This window comes from Actinokineospora sp. NPDC004072 (assembly GCF_053604195.1).
This window is the reverse complement of the sequence record NZ_JBSGHB010000006.1, coordinates 154,556-170,391: the sequence shown is the minus strand read 5'-3', so window position 1 is coordinate 170,391 and position 15,836 is coordinate 154,556. Positions and strand designations below refer to the sequence as shown.

Below are 15,836 nucleotides of genomic sequence, written 5' to 3'. Positions count from 1 at the left end.
TCCGGGGCGCGGCCGTTGGTCCCGCTCATCGCTGGGGCTCCTCTCCGACGAGCTGCAGGAAGGCGTCCTCCAGGCGGCGGCGCGGCCCGGCCTGCTCGACCGCGACCCCCGCCTCCACCAGGACCTTGAGCGCGTGCGAGCGCGGCGTGCCGTTGAGGTCGGCGTGCACCAGGTCGCCCTCGACGGTGACCTCGGCGACCCCGCGCAGCGCCGCCGCCGCGGCCTGCGGGTCGTCCACCCGGAAGGTGGCCTCGCCGCCGCCCGCCACGATGTCCTCCACCGTGCCCGCCGCGACCAGCTTGCCGCGGTGCATCACCACGACGTGGTCGCAGGTCTGCTCGACCTCGGCCAGCAGGTGCGACGACACCAGCACCGTGCGCCCGGTCGAGGCGTAGCGGCGCAGCACGTCGCGCATCTGGTGGATCTGCGGCGGGTCGAGCCCGTTGGTCGGCTCGTCGAGCACCATCAGGTCCGGGAAGCCCAGCATCGCCTGGGCGATGGCCAGCCGCTGGCGCATGCCCTGGCTGTAGGTGCGCACCCGCCGGTCGACCGCGCCGCCGAGCCCGGCGATCTCCAGCGCCTCGGCGAAGTGCGCCTCCTCGACCGGCCGCCCGGTCGCCGCCCAGTACAGCTCCATGTTCTGCCGCCCGGTCAGGTGCGGCAGGAAGCCAGCGCCCTCGACGAACGAGCCGATGCGGCTGAGCACCGGCGCACCGGGGCGCACCCCGTGCCCGAACACCCGGATCGTGCCCGCGGTCGGCTGGATGAGGCCCATCAGCATCCGCAGCGTGGTCGTCTTGCCCGCGCCGTTGGGCCCGAGCAGGCCGAGCACCTGGCCGCTCTCCACCCGGAACGACAGGTCGCTGACCGCCTTCAGCCCGCCCGGGTACTCCTTGGACAGGTTCTCGATCACCAGCGGCACCTCGGCCAGCTCCGGCTCGAACCGGTCGGCCCGGCGCCGCCGCACGTACGCGACCACCGCGATCACCACGACCAGCCCCACGACCACGGCGATGCCGATGAGCGGACCGGCGGGCGGGGCCGTGCTCGACCCGACCCCCGCCACCACCGGCACGGCCAGGTCGGCCGAGGCCAGCGCCACGCGGTAGGCCGCGAGCTCGGCGGGCATCTGGTACGCCTGGTCCGTCGAGGTCACCACCAGCTCGACGCTGTGGTCGGTCTCCACCGGCCGCACGATCCCCGGCAGCGTCACCGTCACCTCGACCGGCGTGCCGTCGGCGGGCAGCTGCGGCACCCGGAACGGCGAGACCGCCGAGCCCGGCAGCGTCCGCACCCCGTTGGCGTCGACGTCGTAGACCTTGGCGAACAGCACCGCGCCCCCGGGCGGCGGCGGAGTGCCCGGCACGGCCGAGATCCGCAGCCGCACGGTCGACGAGCCCGCGATGAGCAGCTGCTGGGTCACCGCTTCGCTGCGGAAGCGCGCCGACTGCCCCGGCAGGTCCACCGCCAGCCGCCCGGCCAGCCGCGGCGAGCTGCCGATCACCGAGCCGAGGCCGGGCATGCTGCTGATCGACGCCGGGTTGCCACCCGGCGGGTTGACCACGACCTGCTCGGGCCCGGCCAGCGGCACCGGGCGCCGCTCCACCGGGGCCGCCCCGCCCACCCCGGGGTACGCGGGCGCGGTCACCGTGCGCACCGACGGCGCGCCCTGCGCGCGCATCGCGCCCTGCACGGCGTACTCGAAGCCCGTTCCCGGGTCCGCGCCCAGCCCGCGCAGGTGGAAGTCGAACCACTCGCCGATCTCCGCGCGCAGCTCCGGCCCCGGCCTGCCGCCGTCGTGGCCGCCGGTGTACCAGACGACCTTCACCGGCCCGGCGAGCTGCCGGGCGGTCGCGTCGGCCTGGTCGAGGCCGAAGAGGGTGTCCTGCTCGCCCTGCACCAGCATCACCGGCTGGGTGATCCGGCCGGTGACCGTCGCGGGCGAGACCGAGCGCAGCAGCGCCATCGTCGACTCGTCGGCCTGCCCGGTCTGGGCGATCTGGGCGTACGCGGCGCACACCGCGGGGGTGAACCGGCCGCACGGGTCGGTCGGCCCGGGCGGGCCGCCGCGGGGCATGCCCGCCCCGTTGACCGCCTGCGCCGCGGCGGCCTCGGCCGCGTTGTCGTCCTCGGTGCCCTCCTCGACGGCGTCGCCTGCCGGGTCGGCCAGCCCCGCGCCGCCCATCCCGGCCGCGAAGAAGATGCCCGCCCACGACCGCTTGAACACCCCGTCCTCGGCGAAGGCGTTGACCGCGGGGGTGCCCGCGTCCACCGGCCCGCCCGCGGCCGAGTTCGGCGCCAGGGCCTGGCCGAGGTCGTTGTAGGTGATCAGCGGGACGAGCGTGTCCACCCGCCGGTCGGTGCCCGCCAGCAGCAGCGACAGCGCGCCGCCGTAGGAGCCGCCGGTCACCCCGACCCGGGGGTCGCCGGGTCCGTCGGTGACCACCTCGGGCCGCTGGGCCAGCCAGTCGACCAGGGCGCGCGCGTCGGCGACCTCGTGGTCGGGGGAGTTGAGCCCGATGCGGCCGGTGCTCGCGCCGAACCCGCGGGCCGACCAGGTCAGCACGGTGAACCCGCGCCGGGCCAGCTCCAGGGCGTCGGCGTCGACGCTCTCCTTGCTGCCGCCGAAGCCGTGCGCGACCAGCACGGCCGGGGCGGGGGTGGTCTCGGGCAGGTAGAGCCGGGTGTCGAGGCGCACCGGCGCGGGCTCGCCGGGCCCGCCGGGGACCTCGACCACCTGGTCGGTGGTCGCCACCGGCGGCGGGTCGTCGCCGGTGTTCAGCCAGACGACGCCTGCCACCGCGATGGCGGCGGCCAGCGCGCCTGCCACCACCTGGCGGGCTCGTGGACGTGGGAATGAGGGCACGGGAACGACGTTATGCGAAGTTCGCTGAGAGTCCTCCCAGCGGGTGTCAGCCCGCTCACGCTGGGCTGACACCGGACCGGGTGGTGTGACCTATGCCAATCCGGGAACGCGCACCCCCGACTGGTGCGTTGCCTGCGGACAAGCAAGAATCAACCTGGCCCCGTGCCCGGGGCTGTCGGAGGGGAGTATTCCTTCGCGCCGATCTCGTCAACACGGGCCGCAAGTCGGGCTCCGGGGCCGGCGGTCGGGTGCAGCGCACCCGGCGGAAGAGACCTCCGGTTGTTCGCGTGTGCCCGAACGCCGGAGGTAACCCTGATGCTCGTCCCTGCCTGGGCGTGGATCGCCACGATTGGCGGCCTGCTCCTGCTGCTGGCGATCGATCTGTTCATCGTCGACCGCAAGCCGCACGAGGTCACCGTGGGCGAGGCGGGTCGGTGGGTCGCGTTCTACGTCGCCTGCGCCATCGCGTTCGGCATCGCCATCTGGGTCTTCTCCGGCGGCGTCTACGCCGGTGAGTACTTCGCCGGCTACATCACCGAGTACTCGCTGTCGGTCGACAACCTCTTCGTCTTCCTGATCATCATGTCGGCGTTCAAGGTGCCGAAGATCCACCAGCACAAGGTGCTGCTCATCGGCATCCTGCTCGCGCTGATCATGCGCGGCATGTTCATCGCCGTCGGCGCGGTCGCCATCGCCCGGTTCAGCTGGGTGTTCTACCTCTTCGGGGCGTTCCTCATCTACACGGCGTGGAGCCTGTCGCGCCAGGGCATGTCCCACGACGAGGAGGAGTACCAGGAGAACGCCCTGACCAGGATGGCCAGGCGCATCCTGCCGGTGACCAACAGCTACCACGCCGAGAAGTCGTTCGTGAAGATCGACGGCAAGCGCTACGTCACGCCGATGTTCATCGTGATGATCGCCATCGGCACCGCCGACCTGCTGTTCGCGGTCGACTCGATCCCGGCGATCTTCGGCCTGACCAAGGAGCCCTTCCTGGTCTTCGCCGCCAACGCCTTCGCGCTGATGGGCCTGCGCCAGCTGTACTTCCTGCTCGGCGGGCTGCTCACCAAGCTGGTCTACCTGTCCACCGGCCTCGCGGTGATCCTCGGCTTCATCGGCGTCAAGCTGGTGCTGGAGGCGCTGCACACCAACTCCCTGCCGTTCATCAACGGCGGTGAGCCGCTGTCGGTGTGGACGCCGAACATCGCGGTGTCCCTGTCGGTCATCGTCGGCGTCCTGGCCATCACCACGGTGGCGAGCCTGATCAAGACCAAGCGGGACGAGAAGGCGGAGCTGGAGACCGAGGCCGCGCGGTAGTTCACAGGTGACGACTGGGAATAACCCGAAGTCGTGAGGTTTGCTAACTGTCGGGTACCGTCGTCGCGTGCGCCCAGAGGACATTCAACTGCTGACGGCGCCCGGTGCGCCCGCCCTGCGGGGTGACCTGCTCCTGGTGGGGGTCTCCACCCCCGACCTGGAGGTCGACGCCTACCGCGGCGGGCTGCACCGGGTCCGGCTCGACGGCGGGCCCGTCGCGGAGTTCACCCGCGGGTTCCGCGACCTGGCCCCGGCCATCTCCCCCGACGGGACGACGGTGGCGTTCCTGCGGATCGCCGAGAAGGGGAGCGCCCCCCAGCTCTGGGTGATCCCCGCGACGGGCGGCGAGGCCCGCCAGCTCACCGACCTGCCGCTCGGCGCGGGCGCGCCGGTCTGGTCGCCGGACTCCACCCGGATCGCCTTCACCGCGCGCGTCCCCGAGCCGGGCCGCTACGGCGCCGACGGCGGGCCGGACGCCGAGGCCCCGCGGCGGATCACCACCCTGGACTTCCGGGTCGACGACCTCGGCTTCTTCGTCGACCGCCCGGCCCAGCTCTTCGTCGTCGACGTGGCGGGCGGCGCCGAGCCGCGGGCGCTGACCACCGGGGCGGCCGAGCCGTCCGACCCGGCGTGGACCCCCGACGGCGCCCACCTGGTCGTCACGGCCAAGCGGGACTGGGGCGTCGCCGACACCCTCAACACCGACCTCTACGCCGTCCCCGCCGACGGCGGCGCGCCGGTGCTGGTCGTCCGCTCGGCGGGCTCGGCGGAGCTGCCGGTCGTCAGCGCCGACAACGTCGTCGTCTACCTGGGCGAGGAGTTCACCGGCACCCAGTCGGTGGCGTGCAACGGTGGTGTCTGGGCGGTCCCGTTCGGCCTCGACGGCCAGGGCGAGCCGCGCAGGCTCACCGACGTCGAGACCGTCGACTGCGAGCGCTCGTCCGGTGCGCCGGTCGTCACCGCGGACGGGGTGCTGGTCGGCGTGCGCCACCGCGGCGCGGTCGAGCTGCGCCGGGTCCCCCTGGACGCCGACCGGGCCGAGCTGTCGGAGCTGGCGCTCGTCGAGGGCGAGCAGGGCCAGGTCAAGGGCTTCGCCGTCGACGGCGATCGGGTCGTCTGCACGGTGTCCACCTGGGACTCCGCGGGCGAGGTCGTGCTGGTGCGCGGCGACGAGACCGCCCGGCTGACCGACTACTCCGCGCCGCTGCGGGCCGCGGGCCTGCGGCAGCCGATCGAGATCAAGGGCTCGGCCCCGGACGGCTACGCCACCCACGGCTGGCTCGTGCTGCCCGAGGGCGACGGCCCGCACCCGGTGCTGCTGTCGGTGCACGGCGGCCCGTTCATGTACTACGGCTGGGGCCTGTTCGACGAGGCCCAGGTCTACGCCGCCGCCGGCTACGCCGTCGTGCTGCCCAACCCGCGCGGCTCGGCGGGCTACGGCGAGGCGCACGGGCGGGCCATCGTCGAGGCGATGGGCACCGTCGACGCCGACGACGTCCTCGCCGTGCTCGACGCCGCGCTGGAGCGCCCCGACCTCGACGCGACCCGCGTCGGGGTGATGGGCGGCTCCTATGGCGGCTGGATGACCGGCTGGCTGGCCGCCCACCACGGCCACCGCTTCACCGCGGCGTGGAGCGAGCGCGCGGTCAACGCCTGGGACTCGTTCGTGGGCACCTCCGACATCGGCTGGTGGTTCGCCGAGGCCTACTGCGGGAGCGACCCGCAGGCGCTGCTGGACAAGAGCCCGCTCACCCACGCCCACAAGATCGACATCCCGTTCGCCGTGGTGCATTCCGAGCACGACTGGCGGTGCCCGGTGGAGCAGGCGCAGCGGATGTACACCGCGCTCAAGCGCAACGGCGTGGAGACCGAGCTGCTGCTGTTCCCCGGCGAGGGCCACGAGCTGACCCGCTCGGGCAAGCCGAACCACCGCAAGCAGCGCTTCGACGCCGTGCTGGACTGGTGGCACCGGCACCTGCCGGTCAAGCCCTAGAGGAGCGTGTAGTTCAGCTCGTCGCAGATCCGGGCCAGGGGCAGGTCCAGGCCCGGGTAGTCCAGCGGCAGCAGCAGGTCGGGGGCGGCGGGCATCGCGCCGCCCGCAGGCGGGTCCCAGAGGCACACGGCGGGCTCGCCGCTGTCCATCGACGAGCGGTACCAGACGCCGTCGAGGTCGGGGTGGGCCTGCCGGATGGCCCGCGCCCACGCCTGCGTGATCGCCTTGTTGCCGCTGCTGATCTCCTGCGACGCGCCGACCCTGGTCGGCCAGAGCCCGGCGAGGTCGAGCAGGCGCAGGGTGCGCCGCGGGCGGATGATCACCAGGTGCGGCCGCCGGGTCTTGCGGTCGACCACGGACGTCTGCTGGTAGACCTCGGCGACGCTGGTGCGCACGGTCAGCCCGAAGTACAGCACCCCGTGGTTGGGGTCGTGGGCCGGACCGGCGTCGGGGCCCAGCGGGTGCGGGTCGAACCGGGCGTGCGGGAGGGGGCCGGTGAAGCGGAAGGAGTTCCAGCGCTGCCGGTGCGCGCCCGCCGCGGCGAAGACGCGCACCAGGTGCGTCCCGCTGTGCACGGCGACTACGTCCTCGTCGATGCGCAGCAGGGTCTTCAGGTCGGCAGGGGTCGGCGGCTGAGGGAGCCGGGACATCGGGGTACGGGGTTCCTCGTGGGTCTTAGGCCGGGATGCCCAGGGTGGCGGCCAGCGTGGCGACCCGGCCGGGGGACCCGCCCGCCAGCAGCCAGTCGCGCGGCGTGGCGGGGTGCTCCTCGATCCGCAGGTCCGGCTGGGGGGTGGTCATGAACGCGGCCACGACCAGCGGCGGCTGGTCCTCCGGGACGGCGGCGAGCACGGCCTCCAGCCCCGGCAGCACGCCGCCGGGGACGAACTGCCAGGCGGGCAGCCGCCAGCCGCCGCGGTCCTTCCAGCCCGCCAGCCTGCCCGCGGCCAGGCGGTGGCGGATGCGGCTGGTGTCCACACCCACGACGTCGGCCGCGGCGGACACGGTCAGCGCGGAGTCGCGCAGCACGGCCTCGGCGGCCACCGCGCGGGCGCGCGAGTCGACCTCGGCAGGCCTGCGGGGGGCTAAGTCCAACCCGACGTCGGCGAGGGTGTCGCGCTGCTCCGGGGTGAAGTAGTCGGCCGGGTCGGCCGCTGCGGGCGAGAGCCTGCGCGCGGCGTCCTCGACCAGTCCGAGGAACTCGTCGGGGTCGATCCGCAGGCCGGCTTTGGCGAGCACGGTCTCCAGCGCCAGGGTCATGCGCCTAGGGTATCGCGCATGTGCGGGTTCGTGCGCCTTTGTGGGAGAACTCACCCGAAACAATACTCATCGCACATATTCGAACACGCACAGTCTCTATGGTAGCCGACTACCCGGATGCAACCCCACCGAACCGGCAATCCGTCTGTGCGGCATGAGCACCGACGCCCGCCGCTGGCCATCGATCGGGACAGCCACCGCCGCGATCGCGCTGCTGGGGGCGGCGGTGATCGGCGCCGCGTGGCACGTCGGCGCGACCGACGGCCCGCCGCCGCCCGCGCCTGCCGACCTCGGCGGGATCCGCCTGGTCGCCTTCGACTCCTGCGCCGCCGCCCTCGCCGACCTCAAGCGGGCCGGGCTGGCCAAGGTCGGCCCGTGGGGCCTGGACCCGGTCGTCGGCTACGCAGGCCGGGGCATGGCCGTGGAGGACAGCAGCGCGGCAGGCGCCCCCGGGGCGGAGAAGGGGTTCTCCACCACGAACGTGCACGAGTCCGCCGCGGACGAGCCGGACCTGGTCAAGACCGACGGCGACCGCATCGTCAGCGTGGTCGACGGCAAGGTGCGCGTCATCGACGTCGAGCGCCGCTCGACCGCCGCTGTCGTGCCGCTGCCCGGCCACGCCTCGTCGGTGCTGCTCCACGGCGACCGCGCCCTGGTGATGTTCACGCCGGACCGCGCCGAGGCCGAGAGCAGCGGGCTGGCCCTGGTCGACCTGGCGGCGGGGCGGGTCGTGCAGGCGCTGACCGTCGACGGGGCGTACCTGGACGCGCGGATGGTCGGGTCGGTCGCCCGGGTCGTCCTGCGGTCGGCGCCGCGGCTGGAGTTCAGCCACCCCGGCGGCGGCAGCGAGGAGAAGGCCCGCGCCCGCAACCGCGGGGTCATCGAGCGCTCGACCATCGACGACTGGCTGCCCCGGTACACGCTCTCGTCCGGCGGCTCCGGCCCGCTCGTGGACTGCGCCGCGCTCAGCAGGCCCGCGGCGTACGTCGGCACGTCGCTGCTGAGCGTGCTGAGCCTGGACCTGCGCGCGGACCTGTCGGTGCGCGACACCATCGCCATCGCCGCCGACGGCGACACGGTGTACGGCACGGGCACAACGCTGTACGTCGCCGACGACCGCACCCCGCGCAGCGTCATGTGGGCCTCGGACGTCGCCCTGCCGCTGCCGCCGCCAGGGCCCGCCAAGACCGAGGTGCACCAGTTCGACGTGGCCGCGCCCGGCAAGCCGGTGTACCTGGCGTCCGGGACCGTCGACGGCTGGCTGCTCAACCAGTACTCGCTGTCCGAGCACGAGGGCAGGCTGCGCATCGCCACGACGACCGGCCAGTCGGCGGGCTGGCTGCCCGCCCAGGCGAAGACGCCGCCCAGCGAGAGCGCGGTGACCGTGCTGGAGCGCCGGGACCGGGCGCTGGCCCAGGTCGGCCGGGTCGGCGGGTTGGGCAAGAACGAGCAGATCCACTCCGTGCGCTACTTGGGGGACATGGCGTACGTGGTGACCTTCCGCCGCACCGACCCGCTGTACGCGGTGGACCTGTTGGACCCGACCGCGCCCCGGGTGACCGGCGAGCTGAAGATCACCGGCTTCTCGGCCTACCTGCACCCCGTCGGCGACGGCAGGCTGCTGGGCGTGGGACAGGAGGCGACGGCGGAGGGGCAGGCGACCGGGACGCAGGTCTCGCTGTTCGACATCACCGGCCCTGCGCCGACCCGGGTCGCCCAATACCACCAGCCCGGCTCCTACTCCCCGGTCGAGCACGACCCGCACGCCTTCCTGGCCTACGGCGACCTGGTGGTCCTGCCCGTCGCCGACGGGACCGGCAGGGGCTCGGCCGTCCTGCTGACGATCAGCCGCGACGGCATCGCCGAACGCGGGCGCGTGACGAACCCCGGCGAGTACCAGGAGGTGGTCCGCACCGCGATCGCGGGCGGGGTGCTGTGGACGTTCGGGTACGGCGGCGTCCAGGCGACCGACCTCGCCACCCTCGCGCACCTGTCGTGGCTCCCGTTCGCCTGACCGGTCCCCTGTGGACACAGGCGCGGGAGGGGCGTCGCGGACGCGGAATTCATCGAGCGGGTGGTGAATTCCACTCGATGGGAGGAAGGCGGCGGCGTACCGTCACGAATTCCTGTCGCTCGAATAGGTGGTTGCGAACGGGCCCGTTCCCGGGCCCGTTTCCGCACCGTCAGAAGTTGAACACCGAACCGGTGTAGGACCACATCGCGCACTGGTTCGGGAAGACCTCGCGGTAGTCGACCGGGCGGCCGTCCCAGGTGCCGCGCGCGGTGGCGGTGACCGGGTCGTACTCCAGGGTGCAGATCATCGCCGGATCGGCGTTGAGCCTGCTGATGTCGCCGCTGACCTGGGCCAGCTGCGAGCAGGCCGTGCTGGCCGACGGGTGGGACCCGCCGTCGGGGCCGCAGCGCAGGGTGCTGGCCTTGAGCTCCCCGCTGCGCCCGACGACCGTGAGCGCGAGCTTGGCGTGCTCCTGGGTCGGGGGCTGCGCGGCGATCGCCACCGGGCCCGCGACGAGCGCGGCGCCGAGCGCGGCGACACCGGCGATGGTCTTTCTGCTGATGGGCATGGCACTCCAAGTTGCCGATTGGGAGAATTGCCCGGCGGTCGGCCGGGCGAGACCCGACGATATGCCCGGCCGCCGGGCGATTCCAGGAGGTGCGGGCCCATTGCAACCGATCGGGTGGCCCGCGGCCGCGCTCCGCTACCCCGGGTGGGTCGACAAGGAGGACGACACGTGTTCGCGGTGGGATTGATCGGCTACGGCCTGTCCGGCAGCGCCTTCCACGCGCCCTACATCGAAGCCGTGCCCGACCTGCGGGTGGACGCCGTGGTCACCAGCGGGCACGCCGCCGAGGTCGGCCAGCGCCACCCGGACGTGGCGGTGGTGTCCACAGTGGAGGAGCTGCTGGCCAGGGACGTGGACCTGGTGGTGGTGGCCTCACCCAACCGGTACCACGTCGACCACGCGGGCGCGGCGCTGGCGGCGGGCCGGGCCGTGGTCGTGGACAAGCCCGCGGCCGGGACGGCCGACGAGGTGCGCTCGATCGCGGGGGAGCGGCTGACCGTCTTCCAGAACCGGCGCTGGGACGGCGACTTCCGCACCGTCCGCGCGCTGGTCGAGGCGGGCCGCCTCGGCGAGGTCACCCGCTTCGAGTCCCGCTTCGAGCGCGCCGCCCGCTCCAGCCGCACGGCGTGGAAGGCCAGCACCGACCCCGCCGACCTCACCGACATCATCTACGACCTGGGCACCCACCTCGTCGACCAGGCTCAGGTCCTCTTCGGCCCGCCCACCACCGTCTTCGCCGAGTCCCGCGGCCCCCGCGACGCCACCATCCTGCTCACCCACGCAGGCGGCGTCCGCTCCCTGCTGCGGATGAGCGACTCCACGCCCGCCGTGGCGCCGCGGTTCGTCGTCACCGGCACACGGGCGGGCGTGCGCACCTGGGGCCTGGACCCGCAGGAGTCCGCGGCCCGCTCGGGCGTGCTGCCCACCAGCCCGGGCTTCGGCGCCTACCCGGGCCCCGCCGAGCTGGTGGCCGAAACGGTGGAGCCGTTGCCCATCCAACCCGGCGACTACCTGGCCTACTACCACGCCGTCGCGGCGTGGTTGCGCGGTGAAGCACCGGCCCCGGTGCCCGCCGCCGACGCCATCGCCCTGGCCGAGACCATCGACGCCGCCCTGCTCTCGGTCGAGCGGGGGGAGCCGGTGCTCAGGTGAGGGCTTCGATGCTCTCCTTCGCCGCCCTGGCGATGGTCTCGTCCGGGGTGCGCAGCCGCAGCGACCAGCCGTGCTCGCCGTGGTCGGTGAACTCGGCGTCGGGGACGGCGGTGCGCGCGGCGGTGGACGCGGTGCCCGCGGGGGCGTGCAGCTGGTAGGCCCAGCTGGTGGGGAAGGCGTAGGCGGGCAGGTCGTCGCCGTGCAGCATGCGGCGGTAGCAGTCCATCAGGCCGGCCGCGCCGGTCGCGGCGCCGAGGGCGGGCAGGCCGTCGCCGCCCGGGCGCGGGCGCAGCGACACCAGCGTCGGCCTGCTGCCGCGCAGGCGGAAGCGCGCGTGCACCGGCCCCTCCTCGAACCCGCGCGCGGTGAGCAGGTCCGACAGGTCGGCCAGCATGTCGGCCACCAGCTCCTCGGGCAGCACCGGCCCGGCCAGCCACGCGGTGACCTCGCCGTCCACAGTCGACTCGCCCAGCGCGGTCAGCCGGATCGCCCCGTGCACGTAGAAGGCGTCGATGGCGAAGTCGATGCCCGGCAGCCACGGCTCGACCAGGTGGTCGGCGCCCGCGTCGCCCACCGCGGCGGCCACCTCGGCCGGGGTCTCGCAGCGGCGGGTGCGGCCGGGGCCGCCGCGCGCCTTGACCGCCCACGGGCCGTCCCCGGGCAGGTTGTCCAGCTCGTCGCCCGCCACCGCGGGCAGGTTCCACGGGTGCTCGCCCAGCTCGCGGCGCTGCACCAGCCGGTCGTAGAAGAAGTCGACGCACTCGCTGGGGCAGGCGCAGCGGACCTTGAGCGCCTCGGCCCACAGGGTCGCGTAGACGACGGCGGCGTCGGTGGTGCCGGCGGCGTAGACCGGGCGCAGCCCGCGCTCCGCGCACAGCGCCCGCAGCCGGGCCAGCGGTTCCAGCGTGCCGCTGGGGTCGTCGAGGACGAACTCGGCGGCGGGCGCGCCGCCCACCCGGTGGCGGACCCAGCCGACGGCCAGGCCGAGCGTGCCGAACGCGGCGGCCGACTCGGCGGGTTCGTCGGCCAGCAGCAGCATGTCCCTCATCGGTGGTCCCCCAGGTCGTGGTTTCCCCGTCGGACGCTACCGGGGAACGAGGCGGACCGGCAGGCTCTTCACCCCGTTCTGGAAGGTCGACCGGAGCCGGACGGGCGCACCGGCGGGCACGAGCCTGCCTGGGAGCGCTTGCACCGCCGCGAACACCGCGCGCATCTGGGCCCGGGCCAGCTGCGCGCCCAGGCAGAAGTGCGGGCCGTGCCCGAAGGTCAGGTGGTCGTTGGGCGCGCGGGTCGGGTCGAAGGCGTCCGGGTCGGCGAACACGCGCGGGTCGCGGTTGGCCGCGGAGAACCAGACCACGACCTTCTCGCCGCGGCGGATGGGCACCCCGGCCAGCTCGGTGTCCTCGGCCGCGGTCCGGCGGAAGTTCATCACCGGCGTCCACCAGCGCAGCATCTCCTCCACCGCGGTGGGGATGTCGTCGACCGGCAGGTCCGGGTTGGACAGCAGGGCGATCATCCCACCGGGGATGCCGTTGCGCAGCGTCTCGTTGCCCGCGACGGAGAACAGCCAGAACAGGTTCTCGAACTCCTCGGTCGAGACGGTGTCCGCGGCCGACATCAGCGTGCTCATGATGTCCTCGCCCGGCTCCCGCCGCTTGAGCTCGGCCAGGCCGTGGGCGTAGGCGTAGAGGTCGGGCATGCCCTCGCGGGTGCGCGGGTCGGGCATCTCGCCGTTCGGGCCGGGCGCGGGCCGCAGCGCGCGGGCCATCCGCGCCAGCTCGGTGCCGCCGCTGGCCGCGGCGCTGACGGCGTACTCGGCGTCCTGGTAGCCGATGACGCGGTTGCTCCAGTCGAACATGAGCATCCGGTCCTCGGCGGGCACGCCGAAGACCTCCGACAGGGTGAGCAGCGGCAGGTCGGCGACCTCCTTGGCGAAGTCGAACGCGCCCCGGCGCGCGGCCCGGCCGATGATCTCCTCGGCCCAGCCCGCGATGCGGTCGGTGAGCCGGGCGACGGCGCGCGGGGTGAACGCCTTGGTGAGCAGGCCGCGCAGCCGGGTGTGCTCGGGCGGGTCCTGGTTGAGCATCATCCGCCGCACGTACCGCAGGGCCTCGGGCGTGGCCGGGTCCTTGATCTGGGTGCCGCCGAGGTGGGAGGAGAAGACCCGCGGCGTGCGCAGGACGTGGCGCACCTCGGCGTGGCGCAGCACCGCCCAGAAGTCCCCGACCCGGTGCACCGCGGCGCGTTCGCGCAGGTCGGCGAGCAGGTCGTACGGGACACCGCGGACGTAGGTGTCGGGGTCGAGCAGCGCGGCGGTCTCCATGACCGCATTCTCGTACGGCATGATCTCGACCCGTGGATGAACTCCAGGTCGACCGCGGCGGCGACGGCCCCGCCCTGCTGCTCCTGCACGGCCTCGGCGGCTCGGCCGCGGCCTGGGCGGGCGTCATCGACCGCTGGCCGGGCTCGTGGATCGCGCCCGACCTGCCCGGGCACGGCGGCTCGGTCCCGTTGCCCCGCTACTCCTTCGGCGCGCTGGCCGCCGCCGTGGCGCGCGTCGTGGACGGGCCGGTCGCGGTGCTGGGGCACTCGCTCGGCGGCGTGGTCGGCCTCGCCCTGGCCAGCGGGTGGTTCGGCGTCCCGGTGACCGCGGTGTGCGCGCTCGGGGTGAAGGTCAGCTGGTCGCCTGCCGACCTGGCGAAGGCGGCCGAGCTGGCGCAGCGGCCCGCGCGGGTCTTCCCGACCGAGGAGGAGGCGCTCGACCGCGCCAGGAAGGTCGCCGGGCTGCCCGCGGGCGCGCCAGCCGACCGGCTGGTGACCGCGGTCGACGGGGGCTGGCGGCTGGCGCTGGACCCGGCCGCGTTCGCCGTCGGCAGGCCGGACCTGCCGGGGCTGCTGGCCGCGGCCCGCTGCCCGGTCACGCTGGCCGCCGGCGCCGAGGACCCGATGAGCCCGGCCGCCCACCTGGCGGCGCTGGTGGCCGAGCCGGTGCTGCTGCCGGGGCTGGGCCACAGCGCGCACGTCGAGGACCCGGCGGCGCTGGACCCGCTGCTCGACCGGCTGCGCTGAGCAGGCCCGCCCCCGGCCCGGGGGCGGGCCGCCGCCTCAGCTCACGGCCAGCAGGTCCACGACGAAGATCAGCGTCTCGCCGGGCTTGATCACCCCGCCCGCGCCGCGGTCGCCGTAGCCCAGGTGCGGCGGGATGACCAGCCGCCGCCTGCCGCCGACCCGCATGCCCGCCACGCCGCGGTCCCAGCCCTCGATGACCCGGCCTTCCCCGAGCTGGAAGTCGAACGTCTCGCCCCGGCCCCACGAGGAGTCGAACTCCTCGCCGGTGGAGTGCGCGACCCCCACGTAGTGCACGCTGACCGTCCGCCCGGCCGTGGCCTCCGGCCCGTCGCCGACCTTCAGGTCCCGGTGCTCCAGGTCCGCGGGCGGCTGGCCCTCGATCGGCTCGACCTCGGGCTTCTGCGCGGCCATACCCCTACCTCTTCCCTCGACTGCGGTTGCGCCCGCCATCCTCTCCGGTACCGGCCCGGCCTGCTGGACGACCCGCCGGTAACGCCCGGCGCGGCTGCGACGACACTGCCGACAGCGGCCCTGTCACCCCCCGACGGCAGGGCCGCCCCTTCATGTAACGCCGCGGTCGCGCCGTCAGACATACCCTCCATCCAAGGGCCGGGGAGGCGGGTTGGACGGCAACGGGGTCCGGGTCGAGTTCGACGGGGCGGCGCTGGTGGTCACGGCGACCAACGCGGTCGCCGAGGCGCTGTTCGGCGAGCGGACGGTGATCCAGCGCGCCGACATCGCCGAGGTGGCGGTCACCGACGCGCAGCCGCTGCGCTCGGGCGCGCTGGAGCTGGTGCTGCGCGACGGCGCCCGGCACCGCCTGCGCTTCTCCCAGGCCCAGCAGCCCGCCTTCGCCGACCTGGCCGCCCGCCTGCGCCCCGGCGCGGTGGTGCTGCACGGGCGCGGCGCGTTCGAGCAGGCGGTGGCGGGGGAGTCGCACTACTTCGACACGCTGCGGGCGCTGACCGGCAGCGGGACCAGCGAGCGCGTCACCGTCGCCGAGCTGCGCCGCGAGCCCGACAACCCCTACGACGCCAACGCGGTCCAGGTGCTCATCGACGGCCGCGTGGTCGGCTACCTGCCGCGCGCCGCCGCCGCGGCCTACCAGCCCGCGCTGCGGCAGGTGGCGGTCGCGCTGTGCCGGGCGCGGCTGTGGTGGTCCTACGAGCACCGCGAGCTGGACTTCATCGCCAGCGTGTCGCTGGACCTGGCCGACCCGGCCGAGGTGCTGCCGCTGAACGAGCCCGAGCCCGGCCCGCGCGTGGAGCTGCCGCCGGGGCGGACCTACCCGGTGCGCGCCCAGTACCTGGAGGCGCTGGCCGAGTGCCTGGCCAAGGCGTACTGCCCCGGCCGCGGGCTGGTCTACGGCAGCCTGCACGCCGAGGGCGCCGCCGTCGCGGTCCGGGTGGACGGGCGGCGGGTGGGCGAGCTGGCCACCGGGCCGTCGGCGGCCTTCGCCCCGCTGCTGCGCCGCTTCGCCGCCGCGGGCCTGACCTGCTACGCCGACGTGGCCCTCAGCGGCGGGGCGCATGCGGTGCAGGCCCGCCTGCGCGCCGCCGCGCCGGAGGACCTGCCAGCCGACCTGATCCCCTGAGGC

13 protein-coding genes are annotated in these 15,836 nt (G+C 74.4%); 6 read left to right on the top strand and 7 right to left on the bottom strand.

Annotation, left to right across the window (positions count from 1 at the left end):
* Positions 1-25: 25 nt before the first annotated feature.
* Positions 26-2,866 carry an alpha/beta fold hydrolase gene (locus ACWEPX_RS11520; RefSeq protein WP_451897039.1) on the bottom strand — a complete coding sequence of 947 codons (2,841 nt, stop codon included), beginning with the start codon at positions 2,864-2,866 and terminating at the stop codon, positions 26-28.
* Positions 2,867-3,181: 315 nt separating this feature from the next.
* Here ACWEPX_RS11520 and ACWEPX_RS11515 point away from each other — a divergent pair, with 315 nt between their 5' ends.
* Positions 3,182-4,183, top strand: coding sequence for a TerC family protein (locus ACWEPX_RS11515; RefSeq protein WP_451897038.1), 1,002 nt, complete (start codon positions 3,182-3,184; stop codon positions 4,181-4,183).
* A gap of 67 nt (positions 4,184-4,250) precedes the next feature.
* Positions 4,251-6,176, top strand: coding sequence for a S9 family peptidase (locus ACWEPX_RS11510; protein WP_451897037.1), 1,926 nt, complete (start codon positions 4,251-4,253; stop codon positions 6,174-6,176).
* On the opposite strand, the gene ACWEPX_RS11505 is transcribed toward ACWEPX_RS11510, so the two are convergent.
* Together ACWEPX_RS11505 and ACWEPX_RS11500 are read right to left on the bottom strand one after the other, a co-directional pair.
* Entirely contained in the window at positions 6,173-6,826 is a 654-nt protein-coding gene (locus ACWEPX_RS11505) for an RES family NAD+ phosphorylase (protein WP_451897036.1), read from the bottom strand. The genes ACWEPX_RS11510 and ACWEPX_RS11505 overlap by 4 nt on opposite strands.
* A gap of 25 nt (positions 6,827-6,851) precedes the next feature.
* A complete protein-coding gene (locus ACWEPX_RS11500) occupies positions 6,852-7,436 on the bottom strand; it encodes a DNA-binding protein (RefSeq protein WP_451897035.1) in 585 nt (194 codons plus the stop codon).
* A gap of 154 nt (positions 7,437-7,590) precedes the next feature.
* Here ACWEPX_RS11500 and ACWEPX_RS11495 point away from each other — a divergent pair, with 154 nt between their 5' ends.
* Positions 7,591-9,450, top strand: coding sequence for a beta-propeller domain-containing protein (locus ACWEPX_RS11495; protein ID WP_451897034.1), 1,860 nt, complete (start codon positions 7,591-7,593; stop codon positions 9,448-9,450).
* Positions 9,451-9,619: 169 nt separating this feature from the next.
* Here ACWEPX_RS11495 and ACWEPX_RS11490 read toward each other — a convergent pair whose 3' ends face one another.
* Positions 9,620-10,018, bottom strand: a complete 399-nt coding sequence (locus ACWEPX_RS11490) for an SSI family serine proteinase inhibitor (RefSeq protein WP_451897033.1) — start codon at positions 10,016-10,018, stop codon at positions 9,620-9,622.
* A gap of 168 nt (positions 10,019-10,186) precedes the next feature.
* On the opposite strand from ACWEPX_RS11490, the gene ACWEPX_RS11485 reads away from it, so the two are divergent.
* Positions 10,187-11,170, top strand: coding sequence for a Gfo/Idh/MocA family protein (locus ACWEPX_RS11485; RefSeq protein WP_451897032.1), 984 nt, complete (start codon positions 10,187-10,189; stop codon positions 11,168-11,170).
* Here ACWEPX_RS11485 and ACWEPX_RS11480 read toward each other — a convergent pair.
* Together ACWEPX_RS11480 and ACWEPX_RS11475 are read right to left on the bottom strand one after the other, a co-directional pair.
* The gene (locus ACWEPX_RS11480; RefSeq protein WP_451897031.1) at positions 11,163-12,218 is read right to left on the bottom strand and encodes a hypothetical protein; all 1,056 of its coding nucleotides are present in this window, start codon (positions 12,216-12,218) and stop codon (positions 11,163-11,165) included. The genes ACWEPX_RS11485 and ACWEPX_RS11480 overlap by 8 nt on opposite strands.
* Positions 12,219-12,254: 36 nt before the next feature.
* On the bottom strand, positions 12,255-13,514 hold the full coding sequence (locus ACWEPX_RS11475; RefSeq protein WP_451897030.1) for a cytochrome P450: 1,260 nt from the start codon (positions 13,512-13,514) through the stop codon (positions 12,255-12,257).
* Between the two features lie 11 nt (positions 13,515-13,525).
* Here ACWEPX_RS11475 and ACWEPX_RS11470 point away from each other — a divergent pair, with 11 nt between their 5' ends.
* Positions 13,526-14,239: an alpha/beta fold hydrolase gene (locus tag ACWEPX_RS11470; RefSeq protein WP_451897029.1), complete on the top strand. Its 714-nt coding sequence runs from the start codon at positions 13,526-13,528 to the stop codon at positions 14,237-14,239.
* Positions 14,240-14,275: 36 nt separating this feature from the next.
* Here the strand turns inward: ACWEPX_RS11470 and ACWEPX_RS11465 are convergent, their stop codons facing one another.
* Entirely contained in the window at positions 14,276-14,650 is a 375-nt protein-coding gene (locus ACWEPX_RS11465; protein WP_451897028.1) for an FKBP-type peptidyl-prolyl cis-trans isomerase, read from the bottom strand.
* A 211-nt stretch (positions 14,651-14,861) separates the two neighbouring features.
* On the opposite strand from ACWEPX_RS11465, the gene ACWEPX_RS11460 reads away from it, so the two are divergent.
* Positions 14,862-15,833 (top strand): HIRAN domain-containing protein, encoded by a 972-nt coding sequence (locus ACWEPX_RS11460; RefSeq protein WP_451897027.1) that lies wholly within the window; start codon positions 14,862-14,864, stop codon positions 15,831-15,833.
* The last annotated feature ends 3 nt before the right edge of the window (positions 15,834-15,836 follow it).